The organism is Levilactobacillus suantsaii (assembly GCF_004115745.1).
Classification (GTDB): domain Bacteria; phylum Bacillota; class Bacilli; order Lactobacillales; family Lactobacillaceae; genus Levilactobacillus; species Levilactobacillus suantsaii.
Map to the genome: position 1 here is coordinate 24,411 of NZ_QXIL01000020.1, position 15,570 is coordinate 39,980.

At 51.6% G+C, this 15,570-nt stretch carries 15 protein-coding genes; 4 read left to right on the forward strand and 11 right to left on the reverse strand.

Annotation, left to right across the window (positions count from 1 at the left end):
• Positions 1 to 40 precede the first annotated feature (40 nt).
• Positions 41 to 499, forward strand: coding sequence for a nitroreductase family protein (locus DXH47_RS08925; RefSeq protein ID WP_129032999.1), 459 nt, complete (start codon positions 41 to 43; stop codon positions 497 to 499).
• Between the two features lie 108 nt (positions 500 to 607).
• Here DXH47_RS08925 and DXH47_RS08930 read toward each other — a convergent pair whose 3' ends face one another.
• The 5 genes from DXH47_RS08930 to DXH47_RS08950 all read right to left on the reverse strand — a co-directional run bounded on the left by DXH47_RS08930 (position 608) and on the right by DXH47_RS08950 (position 6,820).
• Positions 608 to 1,174: a hypothetical protein gene (locus DXH47_RS08930; protein WP_225423550.1), complete on the reverse strand. Its 567-nt coding sequence runs from the start codon at positions 1,172 to 1,174 to the stop codon at positions 608 to 610.
• 16 nt (positions 1,175 to 1,190) lie between these two features.
• A complete protein-coding gene (locus tag DXH47_RS08935) occupies positions 1,191 to 1,598 on the reverse strand; it encodes a hypothetical protein (RefSeq protein ID WP_129033000.1) in 408 nt (135 codons plus the stop codon).
• A 124-nt stretch (positions 1,599 to 1,722) separates the two neighbouring features.
• Positions 1,723 to 2,736 (reverse strand): lipoate--protein ligase, encoded by a 1,014-nt coding sequence (locus DXH47_RS08940; RefSeq protein ID WP_129033001.1) that lies wholly within the window; start codon positions 2,734 to 2,736, stop codon positions 1,723 to 1,725.
• Between the two features lie 399 nt (positions 2,737 to 3,135).
• A complete protein-coding gene (locus DXH47_RS08945) occupies positions 3,136 to 3,612 on the reverse strand; it encodes an RrF2 family transcriptional regulator (RefSeq protein WP_129033002.1) in 477 nt (158 codons plus the stop codon).
• Between the two features lie 178 nt (positions 3,613 to 3,790).
• Complete coding sequence (locus DXH47_RS08950) at positions 3,791 to 6,820, reverse strand: YfhO family protein (RefSeq protein WP_225423551.1); 3,030 nt, start codon at positions 6,818 to 6,820, stop codon at positions 3,791 to 3,793.
• Between the two features lie 701 nt (positions 6,821 to 7,521).
• Between DXH47_RS08950 and DXH47_RS08955 the strand changes: the two genes are divergently transcribed.
• From DXH47_RS08955 to DXH47_RS08965, 3 genes are all read left to right on the forward strand, one after another.
• Positions 7,522 to 7,980, forward strand: a complete 459-nt coding sequence (locus tag DXH47_RS08955; protein ID WP_129033004.1) for a universal stress protein — start codon at positions 7,522 to 7,524, stop codon at positions 7,978 to 7,980.
• A gap of 87 nt (positions 7,981 to 8,067) precedes the next feature.
• Positions 8,068 to 8,952: an RluA family pseudouridine synthase gene (locus DXH47_RS08960; RefSeq protein WP_129033005.1), complete on the forward strand. Its 885-nt coding sequence runs from the start codon at positions 8,068 to 8,070 to the stop codon at positions 8,950 to 8,952.
• A gap of 87 nt (positions 8,953 to 9,039) precedes the next feature.
• The gene (locus DXH47_RS08965; protein ID WP_129033006.1) at positions 9,040 to 9,309 is read left to right on the forward strand and encodes a hypothetical protein; all 270 of its coding nucleotides are present in this window, start codon (positions 9,040 to 9,042) and stop codon (positions 9,307 to 9,309) included.
• 148 nt (positions 9,310 to 9,457) lie between these two features.
• On the opposite strand, the gene DXH47_RS08970 is transcribed toward DXH47_RS08965, so the two are convergent.
• The 6 genes from DXH47_RS08970 to DXH47_RS08990 all read right to left on the reverse strand — a co-directional run bounded on the left by DXH47_RS08970 (position 9,458) and on the right by DXH47_RS08990 (position 14,920).
• Positions 9,458 to 9,646 carry a hypothetical protein gene (locus DXH47_RS08970; protein WP_129033007.1) on the reverse strand — a complete coding sequence of 63 codons (189 nt, stop codon included), beginning with the start codon at positions 9,644 to 9,646 and terminating at the stop codon, positions 9,458 to 9,460.
• A gap of 510 nt (positions 9,647 to 10,156) precedes the next feature.
• Positions 10,157 to 11,476, reverse strand: a complete 1,320-nt coding sequence (locus DXH47_RS08975) for a signal transduction protein (RefSeq protein WP_129033008.1) — start codon at positions 11,474 to 11,476, stop codon at positions 10,157 to 10,159.
• 24 nt (positions 11,477 to 11,500) lie between these two features.
• Entirely contained in the window at positions 11,501 to 12,823 is a 1,323-nt protein-coding gene (locus DXH47_RS08980; protein WP_129033009.1) for a signal transduction protein, read from the reverse strand.
• Positions 12,801 to 14,159, reverse strand: coding sequence for a GHKL domain-containing protein (locus tag DXH47_RS08985; protein ID WP_225423552.1), 1,359 nt, complete (start codon positions 14,157 to 14,159; stop codon positions 12,801 to 12,803). Before DXH47_RS08985 ends, DXH47_RS08980 begins: the two co-directional genes overlap by 23 nt.
• Positions 14,160 to 14,163: 4 nt before the next feature.
• Complete coding sequence (locus DXH47_RS11910; RefSeq protein WP_225423553.1) at positions 14,164 to 14,355, reverse strand: LytTR family transcriptional regulator DNA-binding domain-containing protein; 192 nt, start codon at positions 14,353 to 14,355, stop codon at positions 14,164 to 14,166.
• Complete coding sequence (locus DXH47_RS08990; protein WP_225423554.1) at positions 14,279 to 14,920, reverse strand: response regulator; 642 nt, start codon at positions 14,918 to 14,920, stop codon at positions 14,279 to 14,281. The genes DXH47_RS11910 and DXH47_RS08990 overlap by 77 nt, the downstream gene beginning before the upstream one ends.
• Positions 14,921 to 15,570 lie beyond the last annotated feature (650 nt).

Genomic DNA, 15,570 nt, shown 5'->3' on the forward strand with positions numbered 1-15,570 from the left:
GGCCACCATTTACCTGGTCACCCACTAAGGAGGTATTTATATGGAAGCACTCAAACTACTTAACGCACGTAAGGCCGTTCGCCAATATAACGGCCAGTTGACCGATGACCAACTACAAGCCATCTTGACCGCCGCGAACGAAGGTCCCGTCGGCATGGGCCAATATGACAACTACCGTTTAACGGTCATCCAAGATCCCCAAGTTCTTAAGCAAATGACCAACATCTACGACGCTCCGACCGTCATCGTAGTCTCCGCCAAGAATCCTGGCCCGATGGAAAACATCTCGGTGGGCGCCATCGTCCATAACATGGAACTGGCCGCCGAAGACCAGGGGGTAGGCGCCAACTACAACATGGCGGGCGTCAGCTCCGTGCCGAAAGACGTGTTACCAGCTGGCTTTACCGGCGTCTTTGCCTTGACGTTAGGCCAAACCGACGAAAGTTTCACAGCTAGAGACGTGGCTAAGGACCGCATCAAGACCAACGTGGTCAAGTAATCAGTAAGCCCCTAGCCAGTTTCAGCATCACGGTCTCAAAACTCAAAAAAGGACGGCACCAGGTCAATTTCCGGTACCGTCCTTTTTATATGGTTGACCACTCCGCCACTATTTACTTGCTTTGGCCTTAGTAGTCTTGGTCTTACTAGTTTTAGCTTTGGTGGCTTTCGTCTTGGTACTCTTCGCCTTAGTCGGCTTTTTGACTGTGTCCGTTTCTTCGGCGTTCGTCGCCGCCGCTTGCAACTTTTCAATCTGCAGCTTTAACCAGTCGTGTAAGCTGGCATCCGCCGTCGCCGCTTGATCCACGTAAGTCTGGGCTGGGGCCAGCGCATCGATGCGCAATCCCGAAACATTGATGTCCGGTGTCTCGATGACCGCGTAGACGTTCAATGGGGCCGTCTCGTCGACCGCCATAATCTTGGCGATGGTTTTAGTATCTTGTAAAGGTAAATTAATCACACTAAGTTCCAAGCGGACCGAGATGTCCGTGCCGTTGACCGTCGTTTCCGCTTGGGCCAAGTGGTCTTGTTGGATCTGTTGGCGCATGAAGTCCACTAAGGGCGCCACGGCCTTGTCTGGATCGGCGTAAAAAGCTTTCTGGGGCGTTTTAGTGGTGAAATGTTCCACCTCATCATTTGCCACCGCGTCAATAAAATCTTGAATCTTGCGTTCCATTTCTACTCACCTCGTCTTATTTGCCAAATCGTTTACGATCGCGGGCGTCCTGCTGGTCCTTACGCAACCGCAGTGCCAGCACCAACCAATACGCGTTGGCTACCAGCATGCCCACGCTGAACAGCGACATGAGGAGTCGAATCGTCAAACTAGCGTGACTGGACCCCCACATCACAAATAACATCCCTAACAATCCCAAAGAATACAATACAATCACGAGTCCAAGCAAGTAAAACGAGGGCTTCCAGTTCAGGATAGCCAAAGCAATCGGCACTGCGTAGAGCACCAGGGCCAACAAAGACGATGGCCAAAAGTCATTCGTGACGTGACCAATTTGCACGAAAGGCTGATTCATCAAAAAATTAATCAGAATAAAACCCACCAGCGAAATAATGGCCCACGAAATCACGTTTCGATCTCTCATTTCCAAAACTCCTTAATCGTTGTCAAAATAAAAAACGCGGTCAACCGACCGCGTTTCAGTCAATTTGGTTCTATTCTAACGTATTCTCTCGGTAAAATCAGTAAAATCCGCTAATCTGGGGTAACTAGTCCACTAAGAGCGTCAAAACGTCGTCCACGTCGATACCGTTAAAGTACTTTTGGGTGTCGACCGCCTTCAAGACGGCGCCAACGTGTTCGCGGTCGTAACGAACGCCCTGAAGCTTATCAGCGAGTTCCGTGACGTCGCTGGGGCCAAAGAAGTCCCCGTAGAACTTGATGTTCTTGATCTTACCGCCTTCGACCAACAGCCGGGCATCGATGGTCCCCGCCGTAAAGTGCTGGCGCTTCTTAACCGTGAACTCGGGGGAGTTGCCGTAGACCCAGTCCCAGTTACTGTAGTACTGGTTGAAGATCTCATCGATGGCACCCTTTTCGTCGTCACTGATTTGGACTTCCTTGTCCGCAATGGCGTCCAAGTTGTCCACGTGGAAGAGTTCCTTCAACAGGGTGTCACGGAATTCTGGGACGGTCAAGTTCTGGTATTCCGGTGCCAAGTACGGTTTCAAGTTCGTGACCCGGGAGCGCACGGACTTGATGCCCTTGGACTTCATCTTGTCGGCGGGAACGTTCAAGGCGTGAGCAATCACGTCTTGGTCCACGTCGAGCATCAAGGTCCCGTGAGAGAAGGTCTTGCCGCTGTGCGAATACATCGCGTTCCCGGAGAACTTCTTGCCGTCGACTAAGATATCGTTGCGGCCAGATACTTCGGCGGTCTTGGCGCCCATGGCGTGTAAGGCATCAACAATCGGTTGGACGAAAGACTTGAAGTCCCCAAATTCTTCACTGTCACTATCGACCACGAAGCTAAAGCACAGGTTGCCGAGGTCTTGGTAGACCGCACCCCCACCGGATAAGCGCCGGGTAACGGTGATATTGTGTTCGTCCACGTACTTCTGGTTGATTTCTTCCAACGTGTTTTGGTTCCGACCCACGATGATGCAGGGGCCTTCGTAGTAGAACAAGACCAGTGGTTCATCGAACTTCTTATTATTCATTAAGTATTGTTCGGTGGCTAAATTATGCCGAATATCGTGTGACTTCATTGCGTACCAATACATAACCCAAAAACCCCTTTCAAATTAACCAACCGATTTATCGGCGACCAAACCGACTCTACGGTCACTTAAAATCATAGCACTGATTGAAAACGATTACAATTACACTTTCACGAATTAAAAAAATTGTGAAAGTTGCGGTGCAAGATGACCCCCAACGACCACCATTCAGCCCCTGAAAGGTGGCCCCCTCACCGGGCCATTATTATAATTCTAATCGTCGGGCTGATTTCGTTCATTCCCCCCAAAGACGCACAAAACGGACCACCCCGAAAAGGGATGCTCCGTTTTGCGGTCGGCGTTCGTTGCCAGACTGGTAAAGCTTAATGGTGGCCGTAACCACCAGCCATCTCTAACTTTATTATACCGACTTACCACTCCCACCGGGTGGTTAACGCTCAACTATTTGTCCTGGTCGGAATCGACCACTAATTGCCGGAAAAAGCCATGCTGGTGCAGGTTGCGTTTTAAATCCGTCATCGTAAATTGGTGGTAGAAGCGCCGGTAGTCGTCATCGGCTAGCGTGAACAGATCCGTCAGCGTTTGCGAGATGTTCGCCGAGATATCCGTGCTGTCACTGACCTTGGCGCCCTTCGAATCCCCCGTAATAAAGCGCGCGTAACTAATGGTTGGCGGAATCGTGAGGTCGTATAATTCGCCCACGTTGATATCGTCTAAGCTCCGGATCAGTTGGTACCCCCCATTTTTACCGACGGACCCTTCGATGTACCCCTGCTTGTGGAGCACCGACAAAATGTTACGGATCATCACCGCATTCAATTGTAAGGACGTCGCCAGTTCCCGGCTTGCAATCTTGCGGGGACGTTTCTCGTCGAGGTACAGCAAGCTATGAACGGCAACGGAAAAGTCTAGTCTCATGGTTTAGCCATCGCTTTCCAAAAATTCTATCATTATTCATCTATGATACCACACTGCCTGAACGAAACTCTTAGAGCGTGCCACTTTTCCGGGTAAACCAGCGCGAAAAGACGACCAAAATGGGCCGGTCCCACAACGCTAGAAGGCTCCGACCCAAATAGGAGTTGATATTATTTACTTAAGGCCGTTTACGTCGCTTAAGCCCCGTCCAAATGGCACTTAGCACCATAATGAGTAAGCCCAGTGCCGTCGCAACGATTCCCAGTCGTAAGCCTGGCGTTCGGTGCGTCAGTTCGATTTTATGCTGGCCGGCCGGTAAGCTAGCACCGATAAAGCCAACGTTGACCCGGTGTGTGGCCTGAGGCTTCCCATCGACGGTCAACCGCCAGCCACTCGAATACGGAATCGACGTGGTCAGGATGCTGGCAGTGTCGGCCTGTGCAGTCCCTGTGACCCGGTCCGATGTCACGTTCAAGTTAGACAGGCCTTGATGTTGCAAGGTCCGCATCTGCTTGGCGTAGGGTTTGCCGAACGGGACGGCAATCAATTTAGCCGACTTGAAGGACAAACTCTTGACGCCCTTGAAGGTCAACTTAATCTTCCGCCGTGGCGATGTCGAGTACCCCAGGTTCAAGAGCACGTGGGACTTCGGTTCGTAGTCTGAAAGATTGGTTTGGCCTAACTGGTTGAAGCTGTTCACGTTCTGGAAGCTGGTGGCCGTCACGGAGTAGGCCCCGTCGCTTAAGTTCCAGATGGACTTCCGCAACGTTTGCAGACGACTGAGCCCGGTGTAAGCCCGGTTTTGGAAGATTTCCGTGTTACGCCTACCTTGATACTTGTCTTGCACGGTGAATCGCTCCGCCTTGATACCACTCAGGTCCAGGTACAATTCCGTGCCCCGTGTGCGTTGCGGCTGTTTAATCCGCAACTGATACGTGATGGGATGATTCTGATTATCACTGGTCATCCGCGTCAACCCGTGTTTATTCTTTTGTTTCCCTTGTTTCAAAATCTTTTGGTTTTGTTTGATCAACTTCCCTAACCGCGTCCGGTCTTCGTTGATGCTGACGGACCGGTCCTGATTATGCTTCCGCAGGGACTGTTGCGAGGTCTTGACCAGGTCTGGGTCCAGTTGGTTCCCCTGTTGTCGGTAATTCACCAACTGCTTGAAGCTGTTGATGACCGTTTCCTTCAAGGGCCGGACCTTGTAGCTCAGCTCACGCTGGCGACTATGGTAAGTCGTCGTCTTGACCTTGGGCGCGGCCGCTTCATATAGGGCCCCGGTGGTCAAAGCTTGTTCACGGTCGGTATCACTAAGGTGTTTAAACTGCTTCGCGCTTAATTTTTGCGTCTGTAGGTAAGCCAGTGGCAAGGCGTATTTCGAGGTCAAGATAGTCGTGCCGTAGCTGTTCCCAAAACCATGGACCGGTTTGTCGGCGTAAGTGACCGCCTTGCCGTTCTTTTTCGCCACGTGGTATCCGTACGGGAACGCCTGCATCCCGGGTTGGTTCTCCCGGGCGAAAACGTAGCGGACCCCCAACAGGTTGTTCAACGTGGTGCGGCTGTCGCCCTGGTTAATGGGCTTGTTCATCTTGAACTGCGCGTTGCCCAATGCCTGGCTAAAGACCCCAACGTCCCCGTTTTCCACGGAGAAGTACGACATGATGTCATGAGCCCCCAGGTTCATTCCCAGGTTGGTCTTCGCATCATTACTATAGTAATATTGACGGCTGATTCGACTCCGGGAGAACCCGGCCTGGTGCTTGACGTACTTTTCGGCACCGTCGTAGTAGTCCTTCTGAAATTTGGTGGCCACGCCGCGGGGCGTCAGCTGTTGACTGGCCCCACCCGATAGTGGGCTGAAGTAGCCGTAACTGTTGGCCACAACGTTGAGGCACAACAGTCCCATCAGCACGGTCACCTGCCGTTTGGCTGACCAATGTTCCATGACTCCCAGCACAATTGCGCCGAGGGTCAGCAGTAACCAGCCATACAACACGAAATCGTGGGCGTCGTTGTCCATGATAAAGCCGTTGGCCGCCCATACTAGCAGTAAGAGTCCTAACGTCGCCCATACCAGCACGAGTAGATCACAGTGCGTCAACGCCACTAACTGGTCACAGAAGCTCATCACAGCCAACCCGAAGGCTAAACACCCCAGGAGTAACCAGCGTTGCGAAGGAGTCGTGCCCCCGTTCATGATGGCAGCGATTTCGGGAAAAAGTAGGCCGACGCCCAGTAACACCACGCCTAGGTTCAACCAGAGGTAGCGTTTAAAATGACTAAGCGTGTAGACCAACGCCAAAAAGGTCAGCCCCGCGAGCCCCAGATTGACCCAAAAGCTCATCGCGTTTCCCGTGGTCACCACTGCGTTGGGAATTTTTAAGTAGTAGTTGAATGGATAAAGTAAGTAGCCGTTCGCAAAGTCGGTGCCGGCCCGCGTCGACTTCAACACACCCAAAGCGGATGGGATGAAGAGGATGCTGCCGAGTAAAGCCCCGACCAAGCCAGCCCCGATTAAGCGCCCAATCAGACGCCCCAGGTGAAAGACATGGTCGTGTCTTACGGCGAAGTACCGTAAGATGGCGTAGACCAAGCTCCCAATGGCTAGGATGTAAGCAAAATAGAAGTTGCCGATTAGGGTCAAGCCCGTAAAGGCCGCCAGTGGCAACCATGATTTCCCCGCTAACACGTGATCGATCCCGTAAGTCAATAACGGAAACAAAATCATCGGTAACAAGAAAAAGGGGTGGCGAATGCTGACGTATAACGAAAACCCGGTAAACGTGTAAGTAATCGTCCCGATGAGCCGACTACTAGGTTTGAACATCCGTTGCCGGGCAAAGAACATGAAGGCCAGGCCGCTCAAATACAAGCGGACCAGGACCAAAAGATTATACCCGGTCTCAATATGTTGCTTAGGGAACAACCCAATCAAATAACTAATGGGATCCCCCAAGACGTAGTATGAAAACGCCGTAATCCGGTCCGCCCCTAAACCGAGGTTCCAAGACCAGCCAGCTAGTTTCCCCTGATGCAGCCAGTCATAGAATCGAACCAGAATCGGATAATGCTGGGCCAACCCATCACCCTGCCAAATAAAGGACTTCCCCGTCAAAATAAAAATGCCATACATGGCGGCTACGAGCACGATAAAGATCCCCGTGTAGGCAGCGTAAGCCAATTTTGGTTGTCGCTTGCTTTTCATCAATTAAACTGATTCCTCCCTGAAATTACATCATTACCCAATCAACCAACGGTGAGGTAACCCCACTACCTCACCATCACTCACCTATTCAAAGGTGTTTTGACCGGTTAATGAACTACTCCGTTATCCTAAAGTTTTTAGACTTGACCGTCAAGACCTCCCACTCGATTCTTCCACTAAGGTTACCAACGGTTAGCCGGTAATGACGTTACCGACTCAGCCTCGCCAACCATGCGCTTATGATACCCAGTTTACCCGTTGTGAATTGCGTGGAGATGACTACCAGATTACAAGGGCAAGTCAGTCTCATCTCAAAGATAATCCCACAGTAGCTTCCTAGCGCTACTCGCACTCAGCACAAGCAGAGTCGTCAACCCCGTAAAATAAACTAAATGGCCCCACAATTTTTCATGGAGATTCCGTTTTTAAGCTTTGGGTCACTACTGAATCATGATGGGGCTTTACGTTCAGTAGCGAACAGTTACTCAAATTCCCCATTTCGGAGTCAAGTGCGGTATAATAGCTTCGTGAATAGTCGCGTGAAAGACTGTCTCAATCAAGGAGTCTTACCCAGGCGCTAACCGCCTTGTTTTCATGATTTTCATAACGGTCCGGGCGAAATTAAGGGCTTACATGATAAGTGATAAATGATATAGTATAGGTAAGGTTTCTATATGCATCGTGAAGGGGTGGCATCCATTATGTTACAACAATATCAAAATATTCTGGTTCCCGTTGATGGTTCGAAAGCAACCCAACCAGTTCTCGAAAAAGCAATTGAAGTCGCAAAGCGCAACAAAACCCACCTGGACATTTTAAATGTGCTGGAAGTCAACCAATTCAGCGATACCTATGGTGGTGCCGTTAGTGGGGACGTCATCTACAAGTTGTCCCAAGACGTCCAAGATCGTCTAAACGCTTTGAAGCAACAAGCAATCGATGCTGGCGTCAAAGACGTCAGCATCCACGTTCGGTTTGGGAATCCTAAGCCCGTTATCGCCCGGGAATTTCCAGCTGACCATGACACGGAACTCATCATCATCGGTTCTACCGGGTTAACTGCCGTAGAGCGCCTGATGGTGGGGTCCGTCACCAACTACGTGAGCCGCTCCGCCATTTGCGATGTGCTCATCGTGAAGCCCGAAGAACTCACCAATTAATCTCGACGCGAATGACAAGAAGGTCTGGGACTGCGGTCTCAGGCCTTCTTTAGTTTGACCTTAACCCATGTGAAAGAAGTGACCCCTATGCACTGGACCTACCACCGACAACTTCCAGCCACTCTGCCTGCGCTCACGGTCCGTGACCTTCTGCGGGCCTGGTTGATTCCTAGTCACCTGATTCATAGCTTACGCGTCGACCAACGCGTCCTCATCAACGACCACTACCGCTCGATGAACCAACTGGTCACGGGTGGCGACCAAGTCACCTTGACCTTCATCCCTACCGATTTCGTGCACCCTTTTCCAGCCGTCGCTCCCGACAGCGCGGCAACGGTCAGCGTGCTGTACGAAACGGCTGACCTGTTAGTCATCAACAAGACCCGCGGCAGTAAGACCCACCCTAACCAACCCGGCGAACGGGGCACCACGCTCAACCACGTAGCGGCTTACTTAGGGTCGGACCAACCCGGCCCCTACATTTTAAGTCGGTTGGACCAGGAGACCACCGGGGCACTCTTGATGACCAAGACCCCCGCCGTGGTCCCCATCATGGTGCGCAACATTGCCGAAAAGCGTGTACAACGGACTTACCTGGCCTGGGTCCACGGAACGCTCCAGGGTCAAGGGACCTTCACGGCACCGATTGGCCGCGACCCACAGGATAAACGCAAGCGGCTGGTCAACGGGACTCACGCTCAGCGGGCCATTACCCACTATCAGGTGGTCGAACATGCGCCTGACCTAACGCTAGTTCGCCTGTGGTTAGAGACTGGTCGGACTCACCAGTTACGCGTCCACTTAGCCGCTAGCGGCCACCCCCTAGTGGGCGACCCGCTCTACGGGATCGCCGATCACCACCGTTTACGACTCCACTGTTGGCAACTGGCCTTCCCGCAACCCTTCACCTTAACGGGTCCCAAAACTTTGGTGACCGCACCGGTACCCGCCGACTTCACCCCGACAGTCTAAGCGTTAACGACCAGATTCGGTAAGCGGTAACAATCCGCTAGGTTTCCACCCTAACAACTGGTAAACTAAGGGTAAGGAAGTGACAACATGGCTAATCCACAACCAACGTCCGAATGCTTCGCCCTCCCTCAGAAATCGGGGGCCCTGCTCCTCATTCCCAATTCGCAGCGCCTGCTGTACACCAACTTGTTGGCGTACCAAGCCACCGTTGATGATACCACCGACCAGTTTGACGACCCGCAAATCGACGAGGCCGCCCGCAGTCGGTGGTTACACGAGTTAGACGACCAGGCTGCTGCCGCCGGTGAATCGCTTGATGCGACCGCCGTGAAGAACTACCTGTTTCTGTTGACTTAATGTTCCGGTTTCTTTCAGCGTACTCAGTCCGTAAATTGACATCAGTTGAGACCAGGTCAGGCCACAAGGCCGCCTGGTTTTTTAGTCCCTTACGCCAACAAAAAACGGCCCCCAACCATCAACGGTGGGGGCCGTTAACCATAATAGATTAATTTCGGGTCGTAATCCCGGTGAAACGGAACAACCCCATGACCATCAGGAGTATTCCGGCGCCAACCCCGGCAACGTTATACGCAACGTCGAGGTACACGTTTTCCAAGACGACTACGGCGAGAAAAATCAGGCCGAGCCAGAACAAGAAGTTCCGATAAAACTTGCCATTAAACGTGATTTTCATGCTTGGTTGCCCCCTCTTATGGGCGGGTTATATCCCGCCCGAACTGAACCCGGCCGTGGCCTTAAGCACACCGCTCGGTTTAGTTATATGGTAGCGCTGCCATTTGTGTTTAACAATCAGGGTTCTCCCTGATTTTGGCCAATAAAAAAACCGGAGTAACCACACTCCGGCTCCCACTAGCATCATTAGAGTTTCAACATTTCACAGTTGTAGTCAGGAAACGTCGTGCCTCCACTTAGCTAAATCCTCAATAGGTCGTATTGAGGTGTGCCAACCCCGAATAACCACGGCCATCCGAGGTATGAATAAAATCTAATCGTCACAATTACATTTTATTCATAAAATCCAATCACTGACAAACGCTTCAATTCATCAGCTCTTTCAAAGGATTCATTGGTATTACAACTCTCAGTATAACAAAGTCGCTTTTAATTGCAAGTGCTTTCTTTACAATTATACATTTCTTGGTTACTTTATAAGCTTTAACTTAAATTGCTAATTTATACTGGCTCAGCTCATGGGTAACGTCACTAAGAGGTGGGCCCAGTGGAGTTTGGTCTTCAACTGAACGGTAATCGCGGGGGGCAACTGCCGGAGGATCCCGGAAAAATCGGCTTCGAACCGGTCCCCCACTAGCCGATTACCCCGCAACAGGCGCACATCAGTCGGCACCGGAAAGGTCAGTTCCACCCACGACACCTTGACGGACTCCGTGATCTTCAAGTTGACCAGGGCCGGTTCCAGTGCGGCCACCGCGTGAATCGCCGTTGGTAAGGCGTGGGTGAGGATTCGACCAACCTGACGTCCTACGGCGACCGTGGCGGTCAGTGGTTTAGGAATGTCGATGAACAAGTTGACGCCCAGGCGTTGGGCCGTCAAATAGTCGTGATATAAGCCGTACTGCACCACCCCTTGTGGCATATTATCCAGATCACTGATGGTCAGATCTGCCGCGTTACTGGTCTGCCACTTCGAACGAATATCAATATAGTATTGACGAAAACCGGCGTAGTCCTGGTCATGCAGGTAACCGCCCAACCCCAACAACATATTTTGGTAGTCGTGCCGAAATTTACGAAACACCGCCGCTTGGCGTTGGAGTTCATCGGTATACTGTTGGTAATAATCCTGTTGTCGCGACTGGATGTGAGCGTGCTCCTGTTGCAAGTGGGTCTGAATCAACAGGTACAGACTGACCGATAGACTGATCATGACGACCCCAGTCATCCCCATCAAGAAGAAGAGACTACTGGACGAGCCATGGAGCCAGCGCAATAGATAAATGAAGAGGACGAAGACGGTCATCATCACCACCATAAACGCCAACAATAAGTACTGCGTTTTGCGAGTCATGATCGACTGGATGAAGTTCTCCATCGGCGCTTGCGTCCCCAGTAGCCCCACGGCGACCATGGCAAAAAGGACCGTGTTGAAGGTCAGCACGGTGAGCATCCCCCAGCTGGTCGTGGTGAAGTGAAACGACGTCAACAACATGGTCCCCGTCACGCTAATGCTATTGACGAAGGCACTCAGCAGGTAGTCTAGGATCGCCACGGTCAAGAAGGCCGGCAGATAGTGCCGCCGCTTGGTGTAAGTCAACCACCATAATTCCACTAGAAAAACCAGGCCGACTGCCAGCAGGCTCAATCCCCTTGATTCAAGCCGCATGGCGACCCAATTCAGCAGGGTAAAGACTGCCGCGAGACCCCCGTAGGCCCAATTGACCCACCAGCGGCGAATACTTGGGAACCAGTAGAACTGAAAGTAAATGAACCAGAATCCCATGATCAGATTGTTCCAAATAAAACTGCTGTCGTTTACCGTCATCATTTTGTGTCTCCCCCCATCAACGACTTACTTTTTCGGAAAGGTGATCTCTAACTGCCCCCAATGCAGTTTGACTCGCAACGTGACGCGCCGTTCACCGGTCAATTGCCGGATGACCCGGTTAAAATCCAAATTTCCCTGGGCACTGACGATGCGGTGGTGGGCCACCACTTGAGCCCCCGCGGCCACCGGAAAGGTCAACCGGAAATGAAACGCATGCTGGGTCTCCAACAACTCCAGCGTGACCACAGCCGGTATCAACGTCGCTGCGGCTGGTAGGACTTGGGCCAAAACTTGAGTGATCAAATGGGTCACCTGGTGCAACCCGGCCATGGTGACGGTCAAAGGCGTCGGCGTGCGGACGTACAGCGCCACGCCTAACCGCCGGGCCACTAAGTATTGGTGATAAACTTCGTAGCGTAATGCCATTTGGGGAATGTTAATCAAATCTCCCATGGTCAATTCCGCCGCGTTACTGGTGGTCCACCGTGACCGAATGTCGCCATAGAACTGGCGAAACCCGGTGTAGTCCTGATCAGCCAAATAACCACCCAAGCCCAGTAACATGTTTTGATAATCATGTTGAAACTTACGGACACTGGCTAATTGCCGGTGCAACTCTGCGCGATACTGGTCGTGAAACCGCTGGTCCTGGAGTTGGGCGCGAGTACGCTCCGTTTGGAGGTGACTTTGGACCAAAATGTAAAGGCTCAGCGTAAACCCTAAGATGAAGACCCCAGAGATCCCCGTCAGCATCACCATGTAACTGGCCGAGCGGTTCAATGCTTGCAACGAATACTCGAATAAAATGAAAACTAGCATCAACGCCGACATCAAACCCAATAGCAGGAATTCGAGTCCCCGTCCCCAGAGAGATTGAATCAGATTCTCCAATGGTGCTTGTGTTGACCAGATCACCCAGACCAGCAGGATGAACAGGCCGGAATCAAACGCCAACGTGATGCCGGTCCCCACCAACGTGGTGGCAAAGGACAAGCTGCTAGCGGCAATCAACACGGTCGTGACCAAAGCGTCGATAAATTCCGTTAACAGGTACGCCAAAATCGAAACGCTCATAAAAGCTGGCAGGTAACGCCAATTATGCCGCCGCCCCAACCACAAACACTCGCCGCCAAGTAACAAAACGGCTGGTAGCGACGTCGCGACTGGGGTGCGCAAATGCAACGCCAACCAGCAATCCAGCGTCGCATAGAGTCCCGCCAGGCCTAACGCCACCGCCACGAAGCGAGGCCCCCGCAACTGGGGAAACCAGTAATACTGAAAGTAGATGACCCAAAAGCTCATCACGAAACCGGCCAGCCATAAGCTAGGCGCTGTGACGGTTATCATCTGCCCCACCCCCTGCCTTAGTCAGAATCACCGTAAAGTACAGGTAATCGTGTTTGATCATGATTTGTAATGAAGCGTTGGCCGTCTGGTCAATGATCTCCTGGACCGTACTCAGCCCCAGGCCGTGACTCCCCCCTTTAGTGGTGTAGCCCGCGCGCATAAATTGGTTGATAGCCGGCGGATTCTTCGCATCGACCGGGTTGGCCACCGCCAGTTCAACCGCGCTGGGATAATCCAAAATAGCACAGTAGATTTCGGGCAGCGTCCCAATGCGAGGTGCCTCGATGGCGTTATCCAATAGAATTCCCAACACCCGTAAGAGTTGGACGTTGTTCATGGGAATCGCCTGAATCGGGTCGGGGACCTCCAAGCGAAAGTGCCAATTGTGGTTTTGGGCCAGCAGAATCTTTTGAAACAGCAGATTCTTCAATGGCGGGTCGTTCAAGCGTTGCAGGCCGTCGATTTCGATACCAGCCAATTGATTGGTGGTCTGCCAGCGCGTATTTAAAGTCTGGTAGTACTGGGTCAGCCCCGCATAATCTTCGGCATCGAGATAATCCCCCAACTTGAGCATCTGCTTTTGGTAGGTCTGCTTGAAATCCCGGATGGTTTGGACCTGATTCGAGATTTGACGGTCGTAGCGATTCTGTAGCATCGTCGACTGGTAGTTGGCCTTAACACGTTGCCGGGTCATAAAACTGCGTAAGAACACGAACAAACTCACCACGATCAATGCCATCATGATGACTTCAATGCCCAGCGCAAACGTCAACATTTCTTGGCTGAGGACCATCTGGTAAATAATGTTCGATGACAAGGCAACCAATGCCGACAGACTCAAGAGCAACCCCAAGACGGTCCACTGCTCCTTGTAACTCAGGGCTAGTTGGTTCAAGCTCCCCGGTTGGATATGCGTCTTTCGCACGCCCAACGAGACTAACGAATAGATGCCCAACTGGACGACCAACCGTCCCCCGACTCCCAACACACTGGTGGCCACGGTCGGCCCCCACAATAAGCGGGTCAGTTCCCACGAGAAGTCGTTGATCAACACGACAATGAGAAAAATCACGATGGTCACGTTAGTAAAAACCAGAGCTAGATTCGGCCGCTGCCGAAGAAGGTAGACCAAGGCCGCTAACGGTGGAATCACCGGACTCCATCCCTGGCCAATCACCGCCGGCAACAGAGCCCAGCCCAACCACTTGAGTGGCAGCGTCCAGTTCTGTGGACGAATCTCACCAATCCAGAGCGTCCAGAACCACTGCATGATCATGGCTAGCGTCAAGTTGACCCAGAAGTCTTGGTCAAATAAATGAAATATCAATATTATCACTCACTTAGTCGTTTAAATGCTTTTGGGCTAATGTTTTAACCTCATGAAAACGTCGGGTCGCCACGTCGGTCTGATCGCCATTCGGAAAAATCAGTCGCCGGTTAGCGGTATCGATCCCGCTAACGTTGTCCAAATTGACCAGAAAACTTTTGTCCGTCCGGTACAATTCGGGATACTGATCCGCAATGTCCTTCAAAAAGCCCGGGGAACTCGACCAGTTGATTGGCCGCATGGACCGAGACCTTATGCGGCGTATCCGCGGTCGAGACAAAGTAGATGTCCCCCATCGGCAGACTAAAGGTCCGGCCGCCGATAGTGTACTGAAAGAGATTCTCCGTGTTTTCCAAATAGTTGGTATAGCGCTGATAACCATAGTCGACGTTCTCGCGAATCTTTTGGTCGATCTGGTCGCGTCCCAAGTCCTTGACGATAAAGTCCATCGGTTCCACCTTGCGCTCGAAAGTGACTAACGCCATCTCCGAATGGGTAGTGACGAAAACGATTTCAGCAAATCCCAGCTGTTGGCGAATGGCAATCGCGGTCTCTAGACCGTTCATGTCTGCGGCAGGAAATTCAATATCTAAAAATAGTAGGGCGTACTTCGGGGCATCTGTATCCAACGCCGTCAGCAATTCCTTGGGGCTGGCCGTGGCCAGCTTGACCTGCATGTCGTAATCATTGATCATGATGTAGCGTTGGACGACATCGCGGTAATGTTCTAATTGCTTGCGGTTATCTTCACAAAAATAAACCGATAACACCGACACCGTCTCCCTTCTCTAAACACCTTTAATGTAACGTGAATCGGCGCCGGTTGCAATCCTTTTCCCGCTCAATTGGCCCGAATTGACGGGAATCACGACTGGTACGCGCTTCTCACTATTAAGCTTGCCAGCAGGCCCTAATCCCCTGACGATTGATCAGCCAAATCGTTAGGCCCACTAGTGATGACGCCCCACAAGTATCACCGACGAAAAAGGGCACCACCCCACCGGGCGATGCCGCTCAACCAGATTATGCCGTTAACTCATATGATAAAAATTCAGCACTCCCCCAAGTTCTCAATTTCGATAACTGACGCAACCGCAATAATCTGTTATTTAACAAAACTTACTCCTCAGCACATCATGACAAACAAATTTATTCACCGTCATCACAGTCTTTCGTGGGGCCGCATGTTCCCCACATTAGGTCAGGTTCAACGACCAACGTCTTTGACCCCTTCCAACTGTGTTAACCATACCATTTAATTAGCCGGTCAAGCGATAAGTGGCAAAAACGTCATTTTTTGCGCGACGAATTTACAATTGAAGTGCAACAAGTAAGAAAATAAAAATAGACTCCTAGCCTGAGTCCTGTAGAATGAAGTCACCATAACAATCATCTAAAGGAGTTCTTAGGCTATGAGTCC